Annotated in this window: 17 protein-coding genes; 16 read left to right on the top strand and 1 reads right to left on the bottom strand. The window is 48.1% G+C overall.

Annotated elements, in window-relative coordinates:
- Positions 1-11: 11 nt before the first annotated feature.
- From ACFTRD_RS26880 to ACFTRD_RS26835, 10 genes are all read left to right on the top strand, one after another.
- Entirely contained in the window at positions 12-899 is an 888-nt protein-coding gene (locus tag ACFTRD_RS26880) for a carbohydrate ABC transporter permease (RefSeq protein WP_091001202.1), read from the top strand.
- A gap of 18 nt (positions 900-917) precedes the next feature.
- Positions 918-2,423 (top strand): extracellular solute-binding protein, encoded by a 1,506-nt coding sequence (locus tag ACFTRD_RS26875; RefSeq protein ID WP_379385398.1) that lies wholly within the window; start codon positions 918-920, stop codon positions 2,421-2,423.
- A gap of 139 nt (positions 2,424-2,562) precedes the next feature.
- Positions 2,563-5,892, top strand: a complete 3,330-nt coding sequence (locus tag ACFTRD_RS26870; protein WP_379385396.1) for a glycosyl hydrolase — start codon at positions 2,563-2,565, stop codon at positions 5,890-5,892.
- 150 nt (positions 5,893-6,042) lie between these two features.
- The gene (locus ACFTRD_RS26865) at positions 6,043-6,864 is read left to right on the top strand and encodes a polysaccharide deacetylase family protein (protein ID WP_379385394.1); all 822 of its coding nucleotides are present in this window, start codon (positions 6,043-6,045) and stop codon (positions 6,862-6,864) included.
- Between the two features lie 11 nt (positions 6,865-6,875).
- Positions 6,876-9,149, top strand: coding sequence for a glycoside hydrolase family 88/105 protein (locus ACFTRD_RS26860; RefSeq protein ID WP_379385392.1), 2,274 nt, complete (start codon positions 6,876-6,878; stop codon positions 9,147-9,149).
- A gap of 186 nt (positions 9,150-9,335) precedes the next feature.
- Positions 9,336-9,560: an RHS repeat domain-containing protein gene (locus ACFTRD_RS26855; RefSeq protein ID WP_379385390.1), complete on the top strand. Its 225-nt coding sequence runs from the start codon at positions 9,336-9,338 to the stop codon at positions 9,558-9,560.
- 100 nt (positions 9,561-9,660) lie between these two features.
- Positions 9,661-14,529: an RHS repeat-associated core domain-containing protein gene (locus ACFTRD_RS26850; RefSeq protein WP_379385388.1), complete on the top strand. Its 4,869-nt coding sequence runs from the start codon at positions 9,661-9,663 to the stop codon at positions 14,527-14,529.
- Positions 14,530-14,538: 9 nt separating this feature from the next.
- Positions 14,539-14,937, top strand: a complete 399-nt coding sequence (locus ACFTRD_RS26845; RefSeq protein WP_379385386.1) for an Imm7 family immunity protein — start codon at positions 14,539-14,541, stop codon at positions 14,935-14,937.
- A 369-nt stretch (positions 14,938-15,306) separates the two neighbouring features.
- Positions 15,307-15,633, top strand: a complete 327-nt coding sequence (locus ACFTRD_RS26840; protein ID WP_379385384.1) for a hypothetical protein — start codon at positions 15,307-15,309, stop codon at positions 15,631-15,633.
- A gap of 206 nt (positions 15,634-15,839) precedes the next feature.
- Complete coding sequence (locus tag ACFTRD_RS26835) at positions 15,840-16,271, top strand: hypothetical protein (protein ID WP_379385382.1); 432 nt, start codon at positions 15,840-15,842, stop codon at positions 16,269-16,271.
- Between the two features lie 523 nt (positions 16,272-16,794).
- Here ACFTRD_RS26835 and ACFTRD_RS26830 read toward each other — a convergent pair.
- Positions 16,795-17,670, bottom strand: a complete 876-nt coding sequence (locus ACFTRD_RS26830) for a DUF72 domain-containing protein (protein WP_379385380.1) — start codon at positions 17,668-17,670, stop codon at positions 16,795-16,797.
- Positions 17,671-17,804: 134 nt separating this feature from the next.
- Here ACFTRD_RS26830 and ACFTRD_RS26825 point away from each other — a divergent pair, with 134 nt between their 5' ends.
- From ACFTRD_RS26825 to ACFTRD_RS26800, 6 genes are all read left to right on the top strand, one after another.
- Entirely contained in the window at positions 17,805-17,930 is a 126-nt protein-coding gene (locus tag ACFTRD_RS26825; RefSeq protein WP_379385378.1) for a hypothetical protein, read from the top strand.
- A 50-nt stretch (positions 17,931-17,980) separates the two neighbouring features.
- Positions 17,981-18,724, top strand: coding sequence for a class I SAM-dependent methyltransferase (locus ACFTRD_RS26820; RefSeq protein ID WP_379385376.1), 744 nt, complete (start codon positions 17,981-17,983; stop codon positions 18,722-18,724).
- A gap of 18 nt (positions 18,725-18,742) precedes the next feature.
- Positions 18,743-19,735, top strand: a complete 993-nt coding sequence (locus ACFTRD_RS26815; protein WP_379385374.1) for an MBL fold metallo-hydrolase — start codon at positions 18,743-18,745, stop codon at positions 19,733-19,735.
- A gap of 172 nt (positions 19,736-19,907) precedes the next feature.
- The gene (locus tag ACFTRD_RS26810) at positions 19,908-20,303 is read left to right on the top strand and encodes a hypothetical protein (RefSeq protein ID WP_379385372.1); all 396 of its coding nucleotides are present in this window, start codon (positions 19,908-19,910) and stop codon (positions 20,301-20,303) included.
- Entirely contained in the window at positions 20,300-21,343 is a 1,044-nt protein-coding gene (locus tag ACFTRD_RS26805; RefSeq protein ID WP_379385370.1) for an FAD:protein FMN transferase, read from the top strand. Before ACFTRD_RS26810 ends, ACFTRD_RS26805 begins: the two co-directional genes overlap by 4 nt.
- Before the next feature lie 33 nt (positions 21,344-21,376).
- A complete protein-coding gene (locus ACFTRD_RS26800) occupies positions 21,377-22,024 on the top strand; it encodes a ferric reductase-like transmembrane domain-containing protein (protein WP_379385368.1) in 648 nt (215 codons plus the stop codon).
- Positions 22,025-22,121 lie beyond the last annotated feature (97 nt).

Below are 22,121 nucleotides of genomic sequence, written 5' to 3'. Positions count from 1 at the left end.
GGAAATCGCCCATGAACAGCCGTCTATACAACAGCCCTGCCGGCAGAGTATTTGATATTTTCAATTACGTCATGCTGGGGATTCTGGGCATATTAACCGTCCTTCCTTTCCTGTATATTATAGGAAATTCATTCGCGACCGAAGCCGAGATTACCGAACGCCATTTTTTCCTTATTCCGAAGGTGTTTTCATTCAGTGCGTATGAGTATATTTTTTCCTCGTCCACCATCTTCCGCAGTATAGGGGTTTCGATATTTGTTACGGTTGCGGGTACATTGGTCAATCTCTTCTTCACGCTGACGATGGCCTACCCGCTGTCCCGAAGTGATTTCTGGGGCCGGAATGTCATGATGAACATGGTGATTTTCTCCATGCTGTTCGGTGGCGGGATGATACCAACGTATCTCGTCATTCGTGGCCTTGGACTTCTGGATTCCTATTGGGCCCTCATGCTTCCTGGCGCGATTAGCGCTTTTAACTTAATTGTTGTCAAAAACTTTTTTCAGCAAATGCCGCCCGGGCTGGAGGAAGCGGCCCGTATCGACGGCTGTTCGGATCTTGGGGTGCTATGGCGGATCGTTCTGCCATTATCCAAACCGGTGATTGCTACGTTTGCGTTATTCTACGCCGTAGGACACTGGAACAACTTTTTCTCCGCACTCCTGTACATTTCAGACAGTGACAAATGGCCGCTGCAAGTCATGCTGAGACAGATCGTTCTGCTCTCGCAGGCCAGCGTCGGAGATATGGCGAACATGGACCCTAATTTCGTACAGCCACCGGAACAGTCGATTAAAATGGCGGTCATCGTGGTCGGCACCATACCGATTTTGCTGGTTTATCCGTTTTTGCAGAAACATTTTGCCAAAGGTGTCATGTTAGGTTCAATCAAAGGCTAAAGCCAAGGGGGAGAACGTATGGGACAAAAGACGGCATTCAAAAAAGGCGCATTGCTACTTTCTGCATCATTGGTACTGAGTACGGTTCTGGGAGCTTGCTCCACGGATAAAGAAAGTCCAGGAGCACCTGCGGGAGGTACCGATCAGATTACGATTATGCTTCCGAACTTTGAAGCGGAGAATCCGCCCGATAACAGCCCTGTCATTCAGAAGCTTGAGGAACTGACCAAGGTGGATGTGAATCTGCAATGGGTACCGAGCAGTTCCTACGAGGACAAATTCAACATCACCCTGGCTTCAGGCAAACTGCCGGACGTGATGGTCGTGCTCGGCAAATCGCCAAGTTTTATTAACGCTGCACGTACCGGGGCTTTCTGGGAACTGGGGCCTTATCTGAAAGACTATCCGAATTTAAGCCAGATGAATGAAATTATTATAAACAATGCTTCCATTGACAGCAAAACTTACGGCATCTACCGGGGACGTCCACTGGGACGTAACGGCGTCACGATCCGCAAGGATTGGCTGGAGAAACTGGGCCTGGAAGAGCCGAGAACGATTGATGAGTTTTACAATGTATTGAAAGCGTTCACGAAGGATGATCCGGATGGCAATGGCAAGGACGACACCTACGGTCTGGTTGCCAGCAAATTCACAGGTCCTTGGGATAACATGCAGATTTGGTTTGGTGCACCCAACAAGTGGGGGGATGATGGTAACGGTAATTTGATTCCGGCACACGAAACACCGGAGTATATGGAAGCACTGAAATTTTTCCGCCAAATCTATAGTGAAGGTCTCGTAAACAAGGACTTTGCCGTAATGGATGCGACCAAACTGCCTGATCCGTTTGTAAACGGGCAAGCGGGTGTCATGATCGATGTAGCGGATAACGCACAGCGGATGGATCAGAAAATATTGGAGAAAGACCCATCAGCAACAGGCCGGGTGGATGTGCTTCAGGCGATGGAAGGGCCTAAAGGGCTGCGTGACATGCCAACCTCAGGCTACTCCGGTATTATAGCCATCTCCAAAAGTGGCGTGAAAACGGAAGAAGACCTGAAAAAGGTATTGGCATTCCTGGATCAATTGAACGAACCGGAACTCCAGGCGCTGCTGTCCAATGGCCTGGAAGGCAAGCAATACGAGAAAAAAGGGGAATATGTTGTTCCGACCACCGACAAGCTCGCACTGCGCGATCTGCAGGGCTTGAACCAAATGTTGATGTTTCTTCCGGAAGATCGCGCCTTCCGCGTTGAGCCGACACCGGTTCGTGAAAAGGTAGCCGAGGTTCAGAAGGCCAACGAGGAGATCGTTGTTCCCAATCCGGGTGAGCCGCTGATTTCCGACGTATATGCACAGAAAGGCCCCCAGCTGGACAACATTATCAACGACGCCCGGATCAAATTCATCGTGGGACAGATTGACGAGAAAGGATTCCAGGATGCAGTCGCGCTTTGGAAGAGCAGCGGCGGGGATGACTACGTCAAAGAAGTGAATGAGCTATACGCTGCACTGAAGTAGATTGATATTCCAGGAGCCCGGCAGCCTTTCTCGCAGTGTAAGTGCGGCAGCCGGGCATTTCCGTTATTCATAATTTGAACTTAAATGAACGTTATCGGTAGATGGATAACCACTCTTGAACACACAGGGAGGAAGCGACATGTGGAACGGGGATGCATTTCAAAATCCCGAGGCTCAGTACCGGGTTCATCCCTTTTGGTTTTGGAATGGGGATATGGAAGAAGGGCAGATCAAACGGCAAATAGCCGAAATGTCTGCTCAGGGCGTAGGTGGTTTTTTCATCTGTCCACGTCAGGGACTGGAGATTCCCTATCTTTCCGAAGCATGGTTTGACAAGGTACGAATTGCAGTGGAAGCAGCGGCTGCTAGTGGCATGCAGGTCTGGTTATATGATGAGTATCCCTATCCAAGCGGGATGGCCGGTGGAGAAGTGACACTTGATTTTCCAGAAGCAAAACAGCGCCAGCTTGTACATCATCAGATTCGTGTTCATAGCGGAGAAGCTGTGGATCATGAGTTGCCATGGGGGCGAGTATTAGTTGCAAAGGCGATCCCAAGGAATGCGCAAGGCAAACGCTTGTGGCATGAATCCATCGATTTGCGCAGCAACATCGGTAATATTCAGACAGATCAGGTATATCAGGAGACAGGACTCACGTCGTATAATCGCAAGCGGTTTTTTACATACCGTACGGCTTTTCGCCTGTTATGGAAAGCCCCCGCTGGGGACTGGGATGTGATTATATTTCAGGAAGAAGAGATCGATGATTTCAAATATTACGGCAATTTTGTTGACCCATGTCATAAGGAAGCGATGAGCCGTTTTATTGAACTGACCCATGACCGGTATAAGGAAGCAGTTGGAGAATATTTTGAAAGCGCCATCAAAGGCATGTTCTCCGATGAGATCGCGCCGCTTGGGCGTATTCCGTGGTCTCCACAGCTTCCCCAATATTTCAGTGAACGCTGCGGTTACAGCCTGATCGAGTCGCTGCCTGCTCTGTTACATGGCGATGTTCCAGATGCGGAGCGTATTCGGTATGACTATTACCAATCGCTGCATCTGCTCCTCAGGGAGTCGTATCACAAGCAGGTACATGACTGGTGCGAAGAGGCAGGGATTCAGTATGCGGCAGAAGTGCCAGGGGTACGAATGACCACGCAGTTGTTCAGCCACATGCCAGGGGGAGATTCGGCGCATGAGAAAATCGGACGTCCTTTATCCTGGATTCTGGAACGGTATGGCCAAAAAATGCGTGACAATCCGAAGATGGTCAGCTCACTTGCCAGACAGCTTGGCCGAAGCCGCAATCTGATTGAGTGTTTTCACAGTGTAGGCTGGTCGATGACGTTGCAGGACGCCAAGTGGATGATTGACCGGATGGCAGCCATGGGCACCAACTTTTTTAACTTCCACGCCTTTTTCTATACGATCGGTGGGCTTGCCAAGCATGATGCGCCCCCATCCCAGTTCATACAGAACCCGTATTGGCGTCACTTCCGGCAGCTCGGGGATTACACGGGACGTTTAAGCTATCTGATGAGCACCGGGACAGCGGACATCCGAATTGCTGTGCTTGATCCAACCACCACGTTCTGGAGCCTGATGGGTAATCCGCTACACGGATTTGAATACGGCGGGGAGGACGAAGCAGAACGGGCAAAGCTGGATCGTCTCACGAAGGATTGGATGCGGATCACCTCGCACCTGCTCGAAAATAGACGTGACTATGATCATCTGGACCCCGAGCTGCTAGCCGAAGCTAAGCTGGCCGAGGGCATGATTCAGATTGGCGTTGCACGCTATGAGGTGCTGATTCTTCCGCCGATGCTGAACCTGGAGGCAGCGGCCTGGCGGCAGGTGAAGCAGTTCGTGGAACAGGGAGGCACGGTCATATCCGTAGGCATGCCGCCATATATAGCTATTCAGCCGGGAAGCCCTGTAGGAGATGAGGCCGCCCAATTGTTTGGTGCAGGCTATCAGCCACACGAGGAGTACTGGGGGAATAGTGGAGAACCATGTCATAACGGCAGTGAATTGATGTGGCAACAGGGGCAGGGCAATGCTTATTTTCTACCCGCGGGAACAGGTCGCGGAGATGACTTCTCCCTGGAACTGATCTCCCTGCTGCTGGATCAGGTTCTGCCCGAACCGATCTGTTGGATTATGGAAGAAGAAAGTGCGTCACTGCTTATGCAGACCCGTCAATTATCGGACGGAGAGTTTATGATTTTTTTGTCCAACCAGGAAGGACAGCGGCTTGAAGGGCAATTGAAAGTGGTAGCCAAGCGGTTATGGACGGGTGAGGAGCTTTCGGAAGGTACACGTCTGCTCGCGGAACGGCTCAATTTGGAAACAGGACAGCGTGAATCATTACCGTTTACCAGCAGTGGTGGTGAATGGTGCATTTCATTAACGCTTGCTCCTTATGAAGCACATGTTGTGAGGCTTACTTTACAACATGCCCAAGAGGAATCAGAGGTTATTCCTTCTGCTCTGACCAAAAATGGAATGAAGTCTGGCACGAGTCGCATCGTTACCGAGAACGATTCTTACACTATAAGGCTTCCTTCGGAGGGACCATGGCGGCTGGAAAGCATTCAACCGAACACACTTCGAATGGGGAAATTCCGCCTCGTGGCTTCAAATGACAACGGTGTAATTTTGGAGCGTGATCATGTGGCAGTTAAACCGTTTATTGACCAGGCGGCTGATTTGTCGGAGAACCATCATCTGCCGCTCCAGTTTAATCAGGTATTTGGCACACCGAAGAAAGCATCCGTTGCCTATCCAATCCAGTGCCAATATACGACTACATTTGAGCTGAGGACGGCATTGGCAGAATGTCTGTTATTCATGGACAGGGCGGCAATCTCGGGTAACTGGACCATGGAAATCAACGGACAACGAATTGGACCGGATCAATTCGAGACGATTGAAATTACCGATCACCATAACATTGGCTGCAATATAACAGAGTTGTTGCGCAGTGGTCTGAATGAAATGACCGTTACCGTACAGGTCACGAGGGATGAAGAAGGTATCGTTGATCCGCTCTATCTGCAAGGGCGGTTTGGCGTGGAATTCCATCATGAAGGCATGGTCTCTCTCGTTCCTGAGCCGGATACGGCGACCCGAATTGGGTCTGAGCCTCAGCCGCTTTATCCCCATTTTGCAGGGGAGATGAGCTACAAACGAAGCTTCTGGCTGGATGAGCCTGCTGAAGAGGTAGAGTCCTTTGAACTGGAATTCAGCGACTGGCAGGTTCAGGATGTGGTAGAGGTACGGGTAAATGGTCATAGTCTGGGCGTTCGCTGCTGGTCGCCCTATCGCTGGACGGGAGAAGCCTCCTGGCTTCGAGCAGGGGATAACGATATTGAAGTACGTGTTACCAACACATTGAGTGGTTTGCTGGAAGGTACGTATTTTGATTCATCCAGCCACAGCTTGCGTGAAGCGGGTCAGTGATCTGCTAAAGAATAAACGTTACGAGAGAAATGGTAAGTCGGGATTACGCTCTACCCAATTCTCATGCAGGGATCATGGCTATAGCCGTTCCAGTAAGGTGTGAATTTCTCAACGTTCAATACGTAGTGATTTGTGAAAAGGAGGAACAAGATGGGACATCGCATTCAATTCGACCGATATCCGGGTGGCGTGATGAAAGCATTGACGTTCAGTTATGACGACGGGGTGGTACATGACCGCAGACTGGTGGAACTTTTCAATCGACATGGGCTGCGGGGCACATTCAATTTGAACTCAGGTACTCTGGGCAAGCCTGGTCGGATCGAGACGGCAGAAGTTGCGGAATTGTATGCCGGGCATGAAGTGGCTGTACATACGGTCACCCATCCCACATTGCCCTATGTCCCGGATGAATTGTTGACCGAGGAGATTATGGAAGATCGGAGAACACTGGAACAGCTTGTCGATTATCCGGTACGAGGTATGGCCTACCCGAACGGGGGGGATGACCGATCGCTAAGCACCAAGCTGGAATGGCTCGGCATCGATTATGCACGCACGGTTGAATCGCACGGCAGATACACGCTGCCTGAGCGGCCGCTCGAATGGCATCCAACCTGCCATCATAACCATGATTTGATGGCCCATGCCGAACGTTTTATCCAGCATACGAAGACAGGTACGCCACTCTTGTTATATGTATGGGGTCACAGCTACGAATTCAATGATAACGACAATTGGCAGATCATCGAGCAGTTCGCTGAGCAGATTGGCGGCCGGGATGACATGTGGTACGCAACGAACATCGAAGTCATTGCTTACTGGAAAGCGGTCAAACGTCTTGAATGTTCTGCAGATCGGTCGATGATCCATAACCCATCGGCCATCCCCGTCTGGTTTACGGCGGATCAGCAGGTGGTTGAAGTGAAGGCTGGAGAGACATTGCGACTAACCGAACGAATCAAGGTGTAGGAAGGGAGTTGATGATCATTCGTTATTTTCATGAGAACGAGGCGATTGCAGGCAAGGTGTATGATTCAATTCCGGATATTTTGACCACGGTGGCGCAGCGTTATATTGGCGATCATCCAAAGCACTCCTTTTTGTTCAGAGCTTACCACCGGGGAGGCTTCCGCAGGCTCGGGGATTACCGTTATGATCTGAAGCTGGACGCCAAGTGGAAAGAGGCGCGTGCAGGACAGTATGTGTACGTATGGGGCAAGTTATGGAGTCAGCAGGAGGCTACATTAAATACGAGCCTGAATTGCTACAGTCCGGTGACGGTTTATGTGAATGGAGAAGAGATCTTCAAATCCGAGCTGTTGCAGGAGTTATTTCCCGAGCGCAGAACCCAGATTCCAATCTCCGTGAAATATGGCTGGAACGATGTATTGCTTTGTTTTGTAAAAACTGAAGTGGGATTCGGCGGAATCTACGGGACGGCCTCATTTAAAAATTTCCCGCTTCACTTCCTCACTCCGGGTGTGGATCGTCAAGGTCAGGAGGGCTGGTTGTACTCGGAGCCAGTTGATGAACCTGTATCAATACTCCCTCGTGATGGCATGAGCGAAGAAGAAACGGGCCTCTCCTGGTATCCACGCAGGAACTGGACAGAAGAGGAACAGGAGGCGGGTTGCTTTAACAGAATTCTGACAGTTGCCACGGATTCGATAGATCAATCAGATTCAGCAAATCCATCCGACACCGAACAGTCGCTGGTGGCTTATGCTTGGTCCAAGCTCGATGTAATCCAGCCTGGATTGTCACCAGTAATTTTACAAGGAACGCATGACGGTGCACTGACTTTATATGTAGACGGCAGGGAAGTGTACACTTCTGGGGCTACCGGAACTTTCCATGTTGAGCTGCCTCGTCGCTATGGTACTTGTGATCTCGTAGCCAAAGGTGAAACGAAGGCTGGAAACGGGTCTTGGGGATTCACGATGGAGGATGCAGAGAATTCCGGTTTACAAGGCTGGAGATTAAGACCGCCTCATCCGGTTGCAGGGTGTTCCGAAGCTTGGCTGTATACGGGCGTATTTTCTCTAGGCTCTGAACCATCTCCCGAAGATATCGTGGTAACGGATACGGTATTTGATGATGGGGCGACAGGTGTATACTGGCATGTGGATTTACCAGAGACCAGTGTTCGTCCCTATTTGGAAAATACCCATTATGGCAAATGGAATTATCCGCTCGGTGTCACCCTGCTTGGACTTCTTCAGATTGGGCAGGAGCTGGGACGTGAGGATTATGTTCAGTATGTGCGGGATCATATCGGTCTGAGTACGTCGTTCGACCATTATGGTCTGTGGGATCGGGAAGGTTACGGCGCAGCGGGAATCAATAATCAGTTGTCTGCGATCGATAGTCTGGATGACTGCGGTTCGTTTGGATCTACTTTGCTCGCAGCAATGGAACTTGGCGATATTCGCCGGGGGAGAGATACTGCGGATCGTATTGCAGCCTACATCACGGATGAACAGGAACGTCTGGACGACGGGGCCTTTTACCGTGTTCGCGGCAGCGGAGAGATGCGCCAGGAAACGATGTGGTGTGATGATCTGTATATGAGCACGCCTTTCCTGATGCGTTACGGTCAGTTGACGGGAGATACTTCCTATTGGGATGATGCGATCAACCAGTTCTTCATGTTCCGCAAATATCTCTACATTCCCGAACAACAGATCATGTCCCATGTGTATGATTTTGTGCGTGGACGGGCGACAGGCATTCCATGGGGGCGGGGAAACGGGTGGGTTCTGTTTTCGCTGACCGAATTGCTATCCATTCTGCCGGGTGATCATGTCAAACGGACGGAACTGCTGAGCTTCTACCGGGATTTGTGTCAGGGCTATCTGGCATTGCAAGGTGAAAATGGACTTTGGCATCAGGTTCTGAACCGCACAGATTCGTATGAGGAAACCTCCTGTACGTCGATGTTTATCTACGCCTTTGCCCGTGGCATCCGTGAAGGCTGGCTGGAGCAGCCAGAGGCCTATCTGGAAGCGGTACGCCGAGGATGGGAAGGGATGACCCGACTGTCCATTGATTATAAAGGTAATATATATGGTGTATGCCGGGGTTCCGGTTATTCCTTTACCGCACTCTACTACCGTGACGATCTGGGGTGGATTCTAAACGATACGCACGGAATAGGAATTGTATTGCTTGCAGGAATTGAGGCGTATAAGATGCATCAGCAACTGAGCCACACGGATATGTTTAAAGAAAACAATTCGATGCAGAAGGCCTGATTAAGCCGATTTAAAGTGTTAGAAGACTATTTAGGGAAGCTAGTTGGTCTAGATAGTCTTCTTCTTTTTATTGCGAATTTTTATTCGAAATATTCTGGATCAAACGACAAATTTTGATAGATAGTTACAAATTGTATTTATTATAATAAGGAAGATCCAAATATTCTGTCATGAGGAGGAAATAAATTGCAAAACAAAGCGAAATGGAAAAGGTGGACTGGAGCATGCGTATTAGGTCTGGGGATATTGTGCATGGCTTCCTCAGTACAGGCAGCAGGCAAAACGACCTATGTATATGATTCCAACAATCGATTAACATCCGTGACGAAAGCGAATGGAAAGATATATACATATCAGTATGATACCAACGGAAATCTATTGAAAATAGTTCAGAGTGCATCTCAGCGATAGGGAAGTTTGAATTCTTAAATTATCGCAGTGGGGACGATCCAAGAATAGTCTGCGTTCGTCCAGAAGGGAATTACAATCGATATGGGGAGAGATTGATGATATGAAAAAAGGGCTATCCATCCTGCTTATTCTCGCTTTTGTGGTATCCATGCTATTCCCGCCAGACATAGGGTTACCACGTGCCGGAGCTTCTCCATCCTATAACAACGTGGATAACAGGAGTGTGACGGGAGACGTATATGGCGATGCTCCATTGAACCCAACCTCGGTAGGCGCTGTTGATTCGAAAGATCTCATTACGATTACGACCGTATCTGAACGTTTTCAGGTAGAACGGGATTGGGTCATTCTTGAACTGAGCAAAGGATATGCGTTGAATGAAATTTATCAGGCGTTGCTTGCTCAGGAACAAGGAGGTTCCTATGAGGCCTACTTGCAAAAGAAAAATCCTGATGCAATGAATCACTCGTTAACGGACAGTCCTGAATCGGTTACATTTGAGAATGAACCGGGTTCGTTGGGACGGGCGGATGAGCCTTCGGTGACGCAGGTTACATACAGTGATTTGTCCGAGCCTGCATCTGTCACAGACGAGGTGTACGCAGTCCCGGACACGTTTGCTCTCGCTGCAAACGGATATGATGACATCGCGTTACAACGTCAGTCCATCAAGTTCGATCAGGCTCCTTATGGAGTAGGGTCGGTAAATGATAGTATCTCTACGAGCGATGGCTCGCTCAATATAAGCGTGGTGGATCTGGTCATGCCGGGGGCCAACGGTCTTGATTTTACTCTGCGTCGCAAGTATGACAGCTCGCTGGGCAAGGACCAGATTGGTGCGAGAGTAAATCCTGATTTTAAAAACACAACCGAATCGACAACAGAGGAACAAAAATTTCCAATCGGTAAAGGCTGGACCTGGGATCTGCCTTATGTGAAGCATGAAGGCGGTGGGACGTATGTTCATATTCCGGGAGTCGGTACATTCGCCGATTCTGAAAGAGGCGGGTTAGCAGGCTATCCGTTGGACAATCTGGACTTCGGGCCTGAGAATTCCGATCTCTATGTATCCGGAGAAAAGGCTCACTATGTTTTAAAAGATTACAATACCGGTATTGTTCAATATTTTGATCAGGCCGGAAACATTCTGCAAATTCGTAATCAATATAATAACACTATTGAATTTTATTACACCACCAACTTCAATTACGGCACCGTTCTGAGTTTTGTTATGACTAGGGCGGGCAAGGGACAGCCCGTGCAGACAATGGATTTTTCATACAGCACCAATGAAGTCAGAGTCTCCTTTGATGATCGGGCGGTCACGTATAAAACACGAAATGTGACGAGTAACAATCGTACACAACGCTTGCTCGATCACGTCATTGATGCAGAAGGAAGGGTGACGAAGTATGGGTATCTTCGCTGGAATGGCCTACTTTTCAACTTGATTGATTCCTTCAAGGATTATACGGGAGAAAATCAGCAGGTCTATTGGGGATGGAACGACTGGCTCGTTTTGGCCTCCATTGAGCATCCGACCAAAGCGATGACACAATATACGTTCAGTGGGACCGTACTGCGAAAGTTGGGGCCAACTGGCGCTGAGACCCAGCCTCGATATGGGCAGTGCAAAGTGTTCTATAGTACAGCAGCAGGACAGGAAGTTTCCAACCAAATCAATGTGAGTTATAGCGGTGATATAGGCGCGGTATACGGACAAAGTAATTCTTTTACGACCACGGTGGAGGACGGGCTGACCCGAACCGACTACAGCTTTAGGAAACAATTTGTTGCACATAACAAACCGGACGTGGTCTATAACACAAACATCAGCACCCGCGCAATCGAAGGGAATCAGCGGCGAGATACGGTCTATATGTATAATGAAGCCGCCTACCGGAATGTGCCGACCCGCATTGAAGAACGTTTGTATGATACGGCTGGTGCCTCCAGTGCAGCGGTGACTTCACTCCAGTATAACGACTGGGGACAGGTCATCTCCCAAACGGATCCACTTGGAGCCACCGTCAAGTCGACCTACGAAATGAAGTTTTTAAGCGGGTATGACTTATCTCCAGTCATTGTACTTACTCAAAGTACCGAAACAGGCGGTAATAATCAACAAGCAACCACCAATTACAGTTATGATTCGGTTACCGGCTCATTAACCCAGTCAGTCATACGGGACAGTCAGGGTAATCTTCTGGAGCAGACGAATTATCAATATGATGGCTTCGGAAACCCGGTTGTGCTCCAACTGAAGGGAGAGACGGCGGATACCATTGTTCGTCAGCAGTTTGGTTACAAGTCCATGCGGCCTACCCGGCAGGAAGTCAATGTAACGGATGCAGCAGGGAATAATTCTACCATCACCCTTCAAGCGGGATACAATGCTACTGGAGAGATGGGCAGCTATACCGACGGCAATCAGAACACAACAACGACGACCTATGACAAGCTTGGGCGTGTCATTTCCGAGAAGAATCCAGACGGAAGCATCACCACCCTGGCCTATGATGACGTAAATAATACATTGACCGTAACGACCCCTGACCTCAGTCAAACCCTATACCGTTTTGACCCGCTTGGCAGGTTGTCCAGTGAAACAAATGAACAGGGCAGCAAGACGTATACGTATGATGCGTATGACCGGATGATTGCCCAGACGGACGCCGCTGGACAGACGACAACTTATGTCCATGATGCATTCAATCGGGTCGTTCGTGAGCAGGACGGAACGTCCACCACCCACATGGCCTATGATGATACGGCACGTACGCTGACGATCACGGATGGCGAAAACAACCGTATTCGTGAGACCTACAATGTGATGGGCCAGGTCACCCAAAAGGAAGAACTGAAGGCCAGCGGTAATGTGGTTCTGGCCACCTACACGTATGACAACGTGGGCAACGTCGTCTCCGTCACTGATGGGAATGGCAACCTTACCACGAATGGCTATGATGCCTTGTCCCGTCTCACCTCGGTGACGGATGCCGAGAATAAAAAGACAAGTTATACGTACAATCTCGGTGGTGACTTAACCAAAGTAACCTATGCAGACGGAAAAACCCTCCAAAAACGCTATGATGAGATTGGCCGTTTACTCGTACAGACAGACCCTTTGGGGCAAGTCACGACATATACGTATGATGCGAATGGCAATGTGACGAAGGTGCTGGACCGCAAAGGGCAAGAACGCACCTACGTATACAACAGCCGTAACTTCCTGCTGGAAAACCGGGCCAGTGACGGGACAATTACGTTCACTTATGATGCCATGGGCCGGAGAACCGGTATGGTCGATTCTACTGGAAGCACTCAATATGTCTATACGCCCGTTGGTGAACTGGAGCGTATCACGTATCCAGACGGAGCCACGCTGACCATGGATTATGATGCCCGAGGTGTGCGGACCCGTCAGACCTTCCAGCAAGGCAGTTATACGCTCAACCTGGGCATGACATTCAAGGGAGCCTCGGCGCTTCCGGCATCCCTGAGCTTGACGAGCGGCGGCGGAACGGCCCTCGGCAGCTTCGCGTACACGTATCGCGGCAACAACAGTCTGGCACAAAAAAGTGCAGGGTCCGGGTGGAAGGAAGTCTATACCTACGAAGGCCTGAACCTGAAGGGACTCACGCATACGTTCCAGGGAACGAATGGCCCAAGTTACAGCTATGTCTATGATCCAAACCGGAATATCACGAGCAAAACGGATCAGGGAATCACCTACCAATTTACCTATGACAAGCTGAACCGCATCCACACATCCAGCCAGTATCAGGAAACGTATACGTATGACGTAAGGGATAACCGGAGCAGTCTGGAAAGTGACCGGGAGTGGAGCCCGCCCGCCGCAGCCTCCTATACCTACGATGCCCGTAACCAACTGACAGGTGCCAAGGTCAACGATCAGAGTGTGAGCTACCGTTACAATGGAGACGGTCTGATGACCGAACGAAGTATGGGAGGAAAAACGACCCGGTATTACTATGATGATCGCGGACTGCTAGTGGCCGAAGGTACCGTAGACAGCGCGGGAACGGTACAGATCACGGTAGGCTACGTACATGATGCCACCGGAAAACTGACCGCCCGGCAGATCGCCGGAGAGAGTCAGATCCAGTCCTATGTGACTAACGGCCACGGGGATGTCACGGAAATCCGGGATGCGTCCGGCAACGTATTGAATAGATACACGTATGATATCTGGGGCAACCCGGAAACGACAGAGGAAACGGTACCGAATGTGCTCCGTTATTCGGGGGAGTATTGGGACAACGTGACAGGCCTCCAGTACCTGAGAGCCCGTTGGTATGATCCGAGAGTAGGTCGGTTTATAAGTGAAGATTCGTACGAGGGAGAGTTGACGAATCCGCTGAGCTTGAATTTGTATACGTATGTGGAAAATAACCCATTGATCTATGTAGATTCAAGTGGGTATGGCAAACGACCTGCGAATAATACAATTGAGGGAATGGGACTTGGTAGTGGAAGTGCCAGTGGAGGACGAATGACCCCGGGCGGAAGCATGGGTGGAGGTGGAGGAAGAGGAGGAAGTGGATCATCTGGCAGTAAGCCGTCGACATCAAATAATGGGCAGACGGGAAGTGCAGGTCGTTATTCAGGTGATCTGGTTAAGGTAAATAAACCTGACGCGGCCGCTGATGCTTTAGCTGAAAGGATTGGTGGTCAATCCCGTGTGAAGTTCTCCAATGATCCTGCTGGTAGAGAATTTGATGCAATTAGTGCTCAGTATGTTGCTCAGTCAAAACCAGCTTTGCAAACAGTTAATAAAAATGTTCGTAACCAAATGAAAGCGACTTTTGATGCGGCTAAGGAAACTGGAAGGAAGGTCTACTACCATTTTGAAGGGCAACCTGCTAAATCAGTAATTGATAAACTATTTGAATATAGTAGTAGATATAGAATTGAAGTTATTATTGATATAAAACCATTGAAGTAGGTGACAACAATGTATGAATTTCATGGTTGGGCTACAATTCATGAGACCACTGAAGAAACTGATGCAGGGAGATTAGAGTCTATTGTTAAAAATATACAGGACTTTATCTCTGAGTTAAATTGGAACAATGGACTTTTAAAATTGTATCCTGCAAACGGTATATATCATCTTTCAGTAGGTGGATTTTTGAATCGTAAAACATCTGAGGTGAAAGATATAATTAACTTATATCAATTCATCGCAGACCAAGCACCAGGTTCTTATGGAGTACTTTTCACAAGGGATGATGAAGATATTGAAGGTTATGATAATGAATTTAAAGTACTCGTTTTAGTTCGTGGTAGTCTACAAGAAAAAGAAGATTCGTTTTTATCTCCATTTGTTCCAGTAGTGGAGGATAGCGATTAAATTTTATGGAAAGTGATAGGTATAAAATAAAGATATTTTAATGGAAACCTTGTTAGATTTTAAAACAAGCGAGGTAGAGAAAGAGGATGTAGTAATTGACTTGGCAAGTATAGAGGTGTTTTAATGGCGAGATTCCAATGTAAATGTGGTGCAACACTGTCGAATTCAAAAGCACCTAATGATGTTGAGCTAGTAGTTTATACAGATAGAGAATGGGACGATATTATAAATTTAGGGGATTTAATTGACCCAGTAACAATCCCCTTTCCTCGATATGATGTATGGAGATGTTCACAGTGTGAGAGAATTTATGTATTTGATGAGAATACTGTAATAAAGACATATGTATTGGAGAGAGAAGATTAGTTTATGGATGAAATTAAAGTTGATTTTCTCGAAGACACAGAATTAGCCGAATACGAAGCAATTAGTAAAGGATATAGAAACGATGTCATTGTTAGTGTCGCAGACACCTTTTACCATGTTTACGTATATAACGTCGTAAGACTTCAACAGGATTTCGAATCAGAGCTGGAGGACTACGGGTACTATTCTATTGAGCCTAATTTAGTTTTAGTGAAAGAAGTGAGTAGAGAGAATATTCATTTAACGGTTAAGGCGCTATATGAACAAAAATACTTTGATAGTTTAAAGCCCATTGATAAAAGCGGTGTCGGTGATTATTTTACGAAATAACAACATGTATGTTACAAAAAAACAAACCTTGTTGGCTTTTGCCTAGCAAGGTTTGTTTATTATAGTCAGTGAAACGAATAAATAGAAGCGTTGAAGACACTTACCCTCTATACTCAAATTCGCAGATTCCTTAAACAATTAAGGATTGGCTCACAAAGAAGGGGATTGGTTTTAAGAAATTCTTAGATTAAAAGGAGAGATGATCCATGTCTGTCTCATCAACAATTGAAATATTCTTATCAAAGCAAATATCAGGAATAACTATTTTAAGCAAATTAGAAAAATACGGTTGGTCGTATAACGATCACGGACATGCAACTTTCTTACCCGTTGGTGATGATGATGACTATGGTTGGCAACACGTCAGTATTCCTAAGGAAGAGTTATTAAAGATTCTAAGTACAAAGGAAAAGCAAAGAGAATTAATCGGGGTTGCAATGACTTGGAAGGATACGAATAGAGGAGGCACTTTTTTAATTCGTGAGAACGGCACTTTTTTAATGAGTCCTGATATTAATCGTAAAGTTGTTGAAGTAGAGAGTTACAGCAATATAACTGATATAAATTGGTACATGACAAAATTGATCCCTGTATTTGGTCCATTATTTGAGTCGATTTCTTACCAAGAACATGTATAAATGAAGGGACCCGATCCAGAATGCTACGACCGGAGTGTCAGCCGGTTGATGAGTGAGGATTCATACGAGGGCAAGCTGACGATCCACTGAGCTTGAATTTGTATGCTTATGTGAAGAATAATCCATTGATCTATGAAAAGAATTCATTAGCATTAGAGAGTGGAAGCGGATTCTCTGGCAACAAGCCGTCGACAAAGGGGACTGTTAAGTTCTCTCCAAACAACTTGCCAAAAGACCCAAAGCAATTAGTGAAAAATGGATGTAATTTCTTGAAGTCAGAGCGACATCAGAAAATGAAGCCATTGAGATGATTCTTACTGGTGTCGATGATGTAGGGGTAATTAGGTTTAAAGCAGCCGAAGTTAGTTGGAACGATTTATTGATATAGAAGAGTTGGATAGAACCTAAGGACATATTACCTTAGGTTCTTTTATTGGGAGGCGGGCTACCGAGTGCCGAATACTTTTATCTTATAACCTAGATAAATCTGTAGCTTATTCTAATTTGAATATGGAGATGAAAGTTAAAACAGTTCCAATTGCTCCGGTCCCTCTTCCTCCTCCGACTCCGTACGATCAGGGAATGGCTTCACTGGCTGCTCCAGCAGCTCCATCATCATCTGTGCATTGGAAGCGGCATCACCGCCCGAGTTGTTGTTGAATATTACATAGACCTCTTTGCTTTGCTCCTGCAATTGCTCCAAATAACGCTTCCATTCCAGCAACTCTTCCTGGTTATAGCGATACAGATAACGGGTCTCGCGCCAATTAGGTGCACCATTCTGGTGCCAGCCTGATACATTGCGCCCATGCATACGCACCAGCGTCATTTCGCTATCGGTAGCCTCAGGTACAATGGGAATAGAACCCGGGCCCGCCTGAGGCTCATCACAGACGCTGTGGATCCAGCCTTGCTCCCTCAGAAATGCCAGCGTCCGTTCTCGCATGCCCGCTTCATACCAACTGCGATGACGAAATTCGAGGGCACAAGGGATGCCTTCCATTCTCAGCTTTACTTCACGCAGTTCATTGACGTTGTCCCGATTGCATTCAAACCACGGTGGGTACTGGAACAGGGCCGCTTGCATCTTGCCTGCTTCCATGACAGGCTCCAGCGATTCCCGAAAAGCTTTATACATCTCCGAGGTGCTTGTAAAATAGGGCTTTCCCCGTAAATGTCCTGTCATTCCTTGGTAGGCTTTGACGATAAAAGCAAAGGATTCTGGCGTTTCCGCTGCCCAGCGGGCCATCCGGTCCCGAGACTGAACGGCGTAGAAGGAACTGTCTACCTCCACGGTTGCAAAATATTGTCCGTACAGACGGAGCTTGTCTTTTGCTTTGGTACGATTGGGGTACAAATCGTCGTGATCTCCCCAGCCGGTAAGTCCAATCCGAATCATGAATCACACCTCCTGCTGCTTCTCCTGTCAGTGTTCTCTTCAGTTATTTTCATTTTTCATTCATCATAAAAACATCCATATGGTTTCGATATCAATCTTCTATGTATAGTTAACCGATTCGCGGGGGCCTGACGATGTTTAACATTATAACGTGTGATTTCCGGCTGTTCAATGCGGACCATTCGTGGGAATTTTTGAGTTTGAAGGATAAAGACGATACAATGACTAAAAGCTATGGAGAACAGATCCGGCTGGTATAACAGCGTATTACCGATCGTTGGGCCAGAGACCATGTGGAGGGCGATACGTAATGACGGAATGGTACGAAAAAAGTTTTGGAGAAGACTACCTTCTTGTGTACAAACATCGGGATGTGCAAGGTGCTTATCACGAAGTACATAAAATGATTAACTGGTTAAAGCTTGAGCCAAAGTCCCGGGTACTCGATCTGTGCTGTGGTATGGGCCGACATTCTCTGGCTCTTGCTGACGCTGGTTTCCAGGTGACAGGTGTCGACCTGTCTGATGTGCTACTGCGTGAAGCGCGCAAAATGGACACCGAGCATAGTGTAGAGTGGTATCACGCCGATATGCGCGAGCTTCCACTGAAAGGCGGATTTGACGCCGTCGTCAACCTGTTCACCTCATTTGGTTATTTTCGAGAGGATGGCGAGCAACTTCGAGTATTGCGCGCTATACATCGCATGCTGAAGCCGGGGGGCAGCTACATTATTGATTTTATGAATACGGCTTATGTGACTCGCCATCTGGAACAGCATTCAATACGGGAGAATGAAGGACAGAATATTGAGGAGTTTCGCAAGATCGAGGACGGATTTGTACAAAAAGAAATTCACATTACGAATACCGCATCGGACCAAAAACCCCGGATCTATCAGGAACGCGTCAAGCTGTATACTCGTGAACAACTAAGTGATCTGCTTCACGAGGCAGGGCTGGTGGTGGATCAGGTACACGGGGGTTATGATGAAGAAAAGTACGATGAGCAGACATCCCCAAGGATGATTTTTGTCGGTCATCGGCCTGTGCAGTAGAGTTGGAGGAGAATATTAATGAAGCGTACGGAAGCCATTTCCATGCCAGTAGGCATACAGCGGATCAAAGTTACCATGTCTTTTCCCCTGCGCTGGGTTAACAGTTATGTGCTTAACGAGCCGGATGGAACAATAACCATTGTTGACCCGGGACCACGCAGCCCTGAAACAGAACAGGAGTGGTTCGAAACACTTGCGGGTTTAGGGTTAACTTTTCAGGATATTAAGCAAGTTGTGCTGACCCACCATCATCCCGATCATCTGGGGTTGTCCGGCTGGATGCAGCAGCAAACGGGTGTACCTGTTCGAATGTCCACACGCTCCCGCCAGGAGGCAGATTATATGTGGGGTCCTGAAGCGACCATCAATACCGTGCTGCCTGAATATTATGGTCGTCATGGGATGCCGGAAGACAAGACGGAGCAGATCCGCGAACATTTGGAGGGATTTGATTCACAGATTACGCCACTTCCCCATGTGACGCCGATTGAAGATGGCGAGTGGCTGGAGATGGGCGGGAAACAATGGATTGCGGTGGAGACCGGTGGACATTCTCCAGGGCATCTATCCTTTTATGCTCCGGCCTCTAGGGAGATTTTGTGTGGAGATGCCGTATTACCGCAAATTTCACCAAATATCAGCTTGCAGCCAGGAAGTGACGACCAGCCTTTATGGTCTTACCTGGAAGGTTTGCATCGATTGGGAGCTCTGGATGTAGCGCTGGCTTATCCAGGGCACCGGAATCCGTTTGCCCACTTTTCCGATCGAACGGTCCATCTGCTCGCTCATCATGAAGAGCGCCTTCAGAAGATGAACGAGCGAATCCGGGAGGCACCTGCAAGCGGATATGATATCTGTGTGTTCATGTTCGGCGATCGGTTGGGAACGCATCAGCTTCGCTTTGCGATGAGCGAGACGTTGGCGCATCTGCAGGAATTGATCCGGCGGAAGCTTATTGTACAGGATCAGCAGCCGAACGGAGTTTTCTTTTTTAGAGATAGTATCGATTAAGATTCCAAGACGTTGAACCAGGAGAACTTCCTGTTCAGGGTCTTTTTTTTTGCGTGTAGACCACTTAAATGAAATAAAGCTTTAGCCTCTCTTAACCGTTCATTCATCTTCTTTTAAGCCAGCACTTCTATGATAAATGTATGAACTTCGCCAGAGAAAGTAGGGAAGAGCGATGACTAGAAAAAAACGTAACCAATGGAGAAAATGGCAAGCCTCAGCGGCAGCAACCTTGACCGTGGCTGCACTCTTTCAATATGTAAGAACTTCGGATGCTTTTGATGCTGCTTATGCAACGGCTAATGGTACTGATACAAGCAGTACAGCTTCTACCCAGGTAGACACCCAGGACGATGTGATGGATGAATGGATGAACAGCACGGATAACCGTTCGAATGGACCGTCCAATGAAGGCTACGACCAAGATGAAGGGGCGACTGATGGAACCAACGCCATCGTTCCGGATCAAGACAGGTCGTCAGGCGGCTGGAATTCAAGTCAGAGCAGCAATCAGGATACAGATTCCGGATATAGTCGTGGCAATTACCAGTCACGCACAGGTGCATCATGAGCCGCACAGAGCAAGCCTACCAACTGCTCAAGTTCCGCTTCAGGGCGATGAACACGAACGTGGAAGTTCAACTGGCAGCCGGACGGGAAGAGGCTGAGCATGCGGCAGCGCTGGTGAAAAATTGGTTCGAAACGCAGGAGCAGCGCTTCAGCCGTTTTGTGGCAGACAGTGAATTGAATCGTCTGAATCGCTGTACAGGATGGATGCCGATCTCCGCAGCAATGGATGAAGTGTTAAGTTTGGCATACGGTTATATGGGTCAGACGGAGGGGATTTTCCAACCTGGTATTTCGCAGGCTCTTCGTGCTTCCGGTTACGATGTCAGCTTCGAGCAAGTACAACAAATACAGCTTCAGCAATCAGGAACTGCACGCCGATTGAACACCCGACACGCTGATATAACAGGTATGCAAAAAGATGAATATGACTATAGCCGTCCACGCTGGATTCAACGGGAAGGCAGCCGAATGGTTCATAAGGACCCGGGGACTGAGCTGGACCTTGGGGGGATTGTTAAGGGCTGGGCTGTTGAACGTATCGCAGATTGGTTGCAACGTACACTTCACATTCAGGCGGGCTTGATTAATGCGGGTGGAGATATTCAGGCATGGGGAGCAACGACTCATCCGATGTGGTCCGTTCAAGTCACCGATCCTTATCAGGAGAAGCGAAATCTGCCAGGGAATATTCAGTTGAGGAAAGGTGCAGTGGCCACCTCAGGAGTGATACGAAGACAATGGCAGAATACAGACGGAAGCCTTTCGCATCACTTAATTGATCCCCGGACGATGAAGCCGGCGAATACGGATGTACTTCAGTGTACTGTTCTGGGCCAGCATGCATCGCAATGTGAGATTATTGCCAAGACTGTCTGCATTTGGGGAAGTGCCGAGGCAGTAGGCTGGTTAAACCGACATTATGATCGGCATGATGTCCTGTGGATGACTCGGGATGGGAGCACTTATTTTAGAGGAAATACTGATACGCTCGCTGAACGCTGGCCTGGTTTCGACCCGGATCACCGCTTCAGTCTTATATAAACGACAAGTCTATCAGATATGGGGGAGCCGGTTATGGCACAATGGATTGTAGATTACCTGCCAACGTGGAATATTATTCGAATTAGTGGGATAGCCGCTTATTTGCTGCTTTTTGCCGGTGTGTTTCTGGGGATCGCTCAAGGGATGCCAATGGCTAAAGGCAAACCCAAAGCGGCCATGTTTAAATGGCATACCCGAACGACCTGGCTCGCCTTCGGACTTGGAATCGTGCATGCGTTAACCTTATATATAGACCATTATAGTCCGTTCACCTGGAGTGAAATGCTCATTCCGTTTACCGCTTCAGTACATCCGATAGGCAGTGGACTGGGCACGTTATCCGTGTATGGCTTGGTGATCGTGCTGCTATCCAGTGACTTGCGTAACAAGCTTGGCCGCAAATGGTGGTTTACGTTCCATATGTTGTCGTATCCCGTATTCATTAGTCTGCTATTCCATGGTATGGTTACCGGCTCCGATTCAGGCAATGTGTTGATGCGTCTGATGTACGTATTCACCGGATTGAGCGTACTTGGTATTACCGTGCTTGGGGGGTTGTTGCGAGAACGCAAAGGCCCGGAAATTACAATAGGACCCAGTCAGGTACATCCGAAGCTGGCAGCGGAACAGAAATGGTCAGAAGTATATCGTTTGACGGGGAGACAAGAGCATTCGAAATAGCGTAGGATAAAACAAGGGAATATACACAAAAGAAGCGGCCTGGTGGCCGCTTTTTGTCATGATCAGAATGGATTGAATGTTGAATTTACTTTGTTCG

Source organism: Paenibacillus sp. NPDC056933, assembly GCF_042674385.1.
GTDB lineage: Bacteria > Bacillota > Bacilli > Paenibacillales > Paenibacillaceae > Paenibacillus.
The sequence above is the reverse complement of the archived record's forward strand: the minus strand, read 5'-3'. Positions and strand labels throughout refer to the sequence as shown.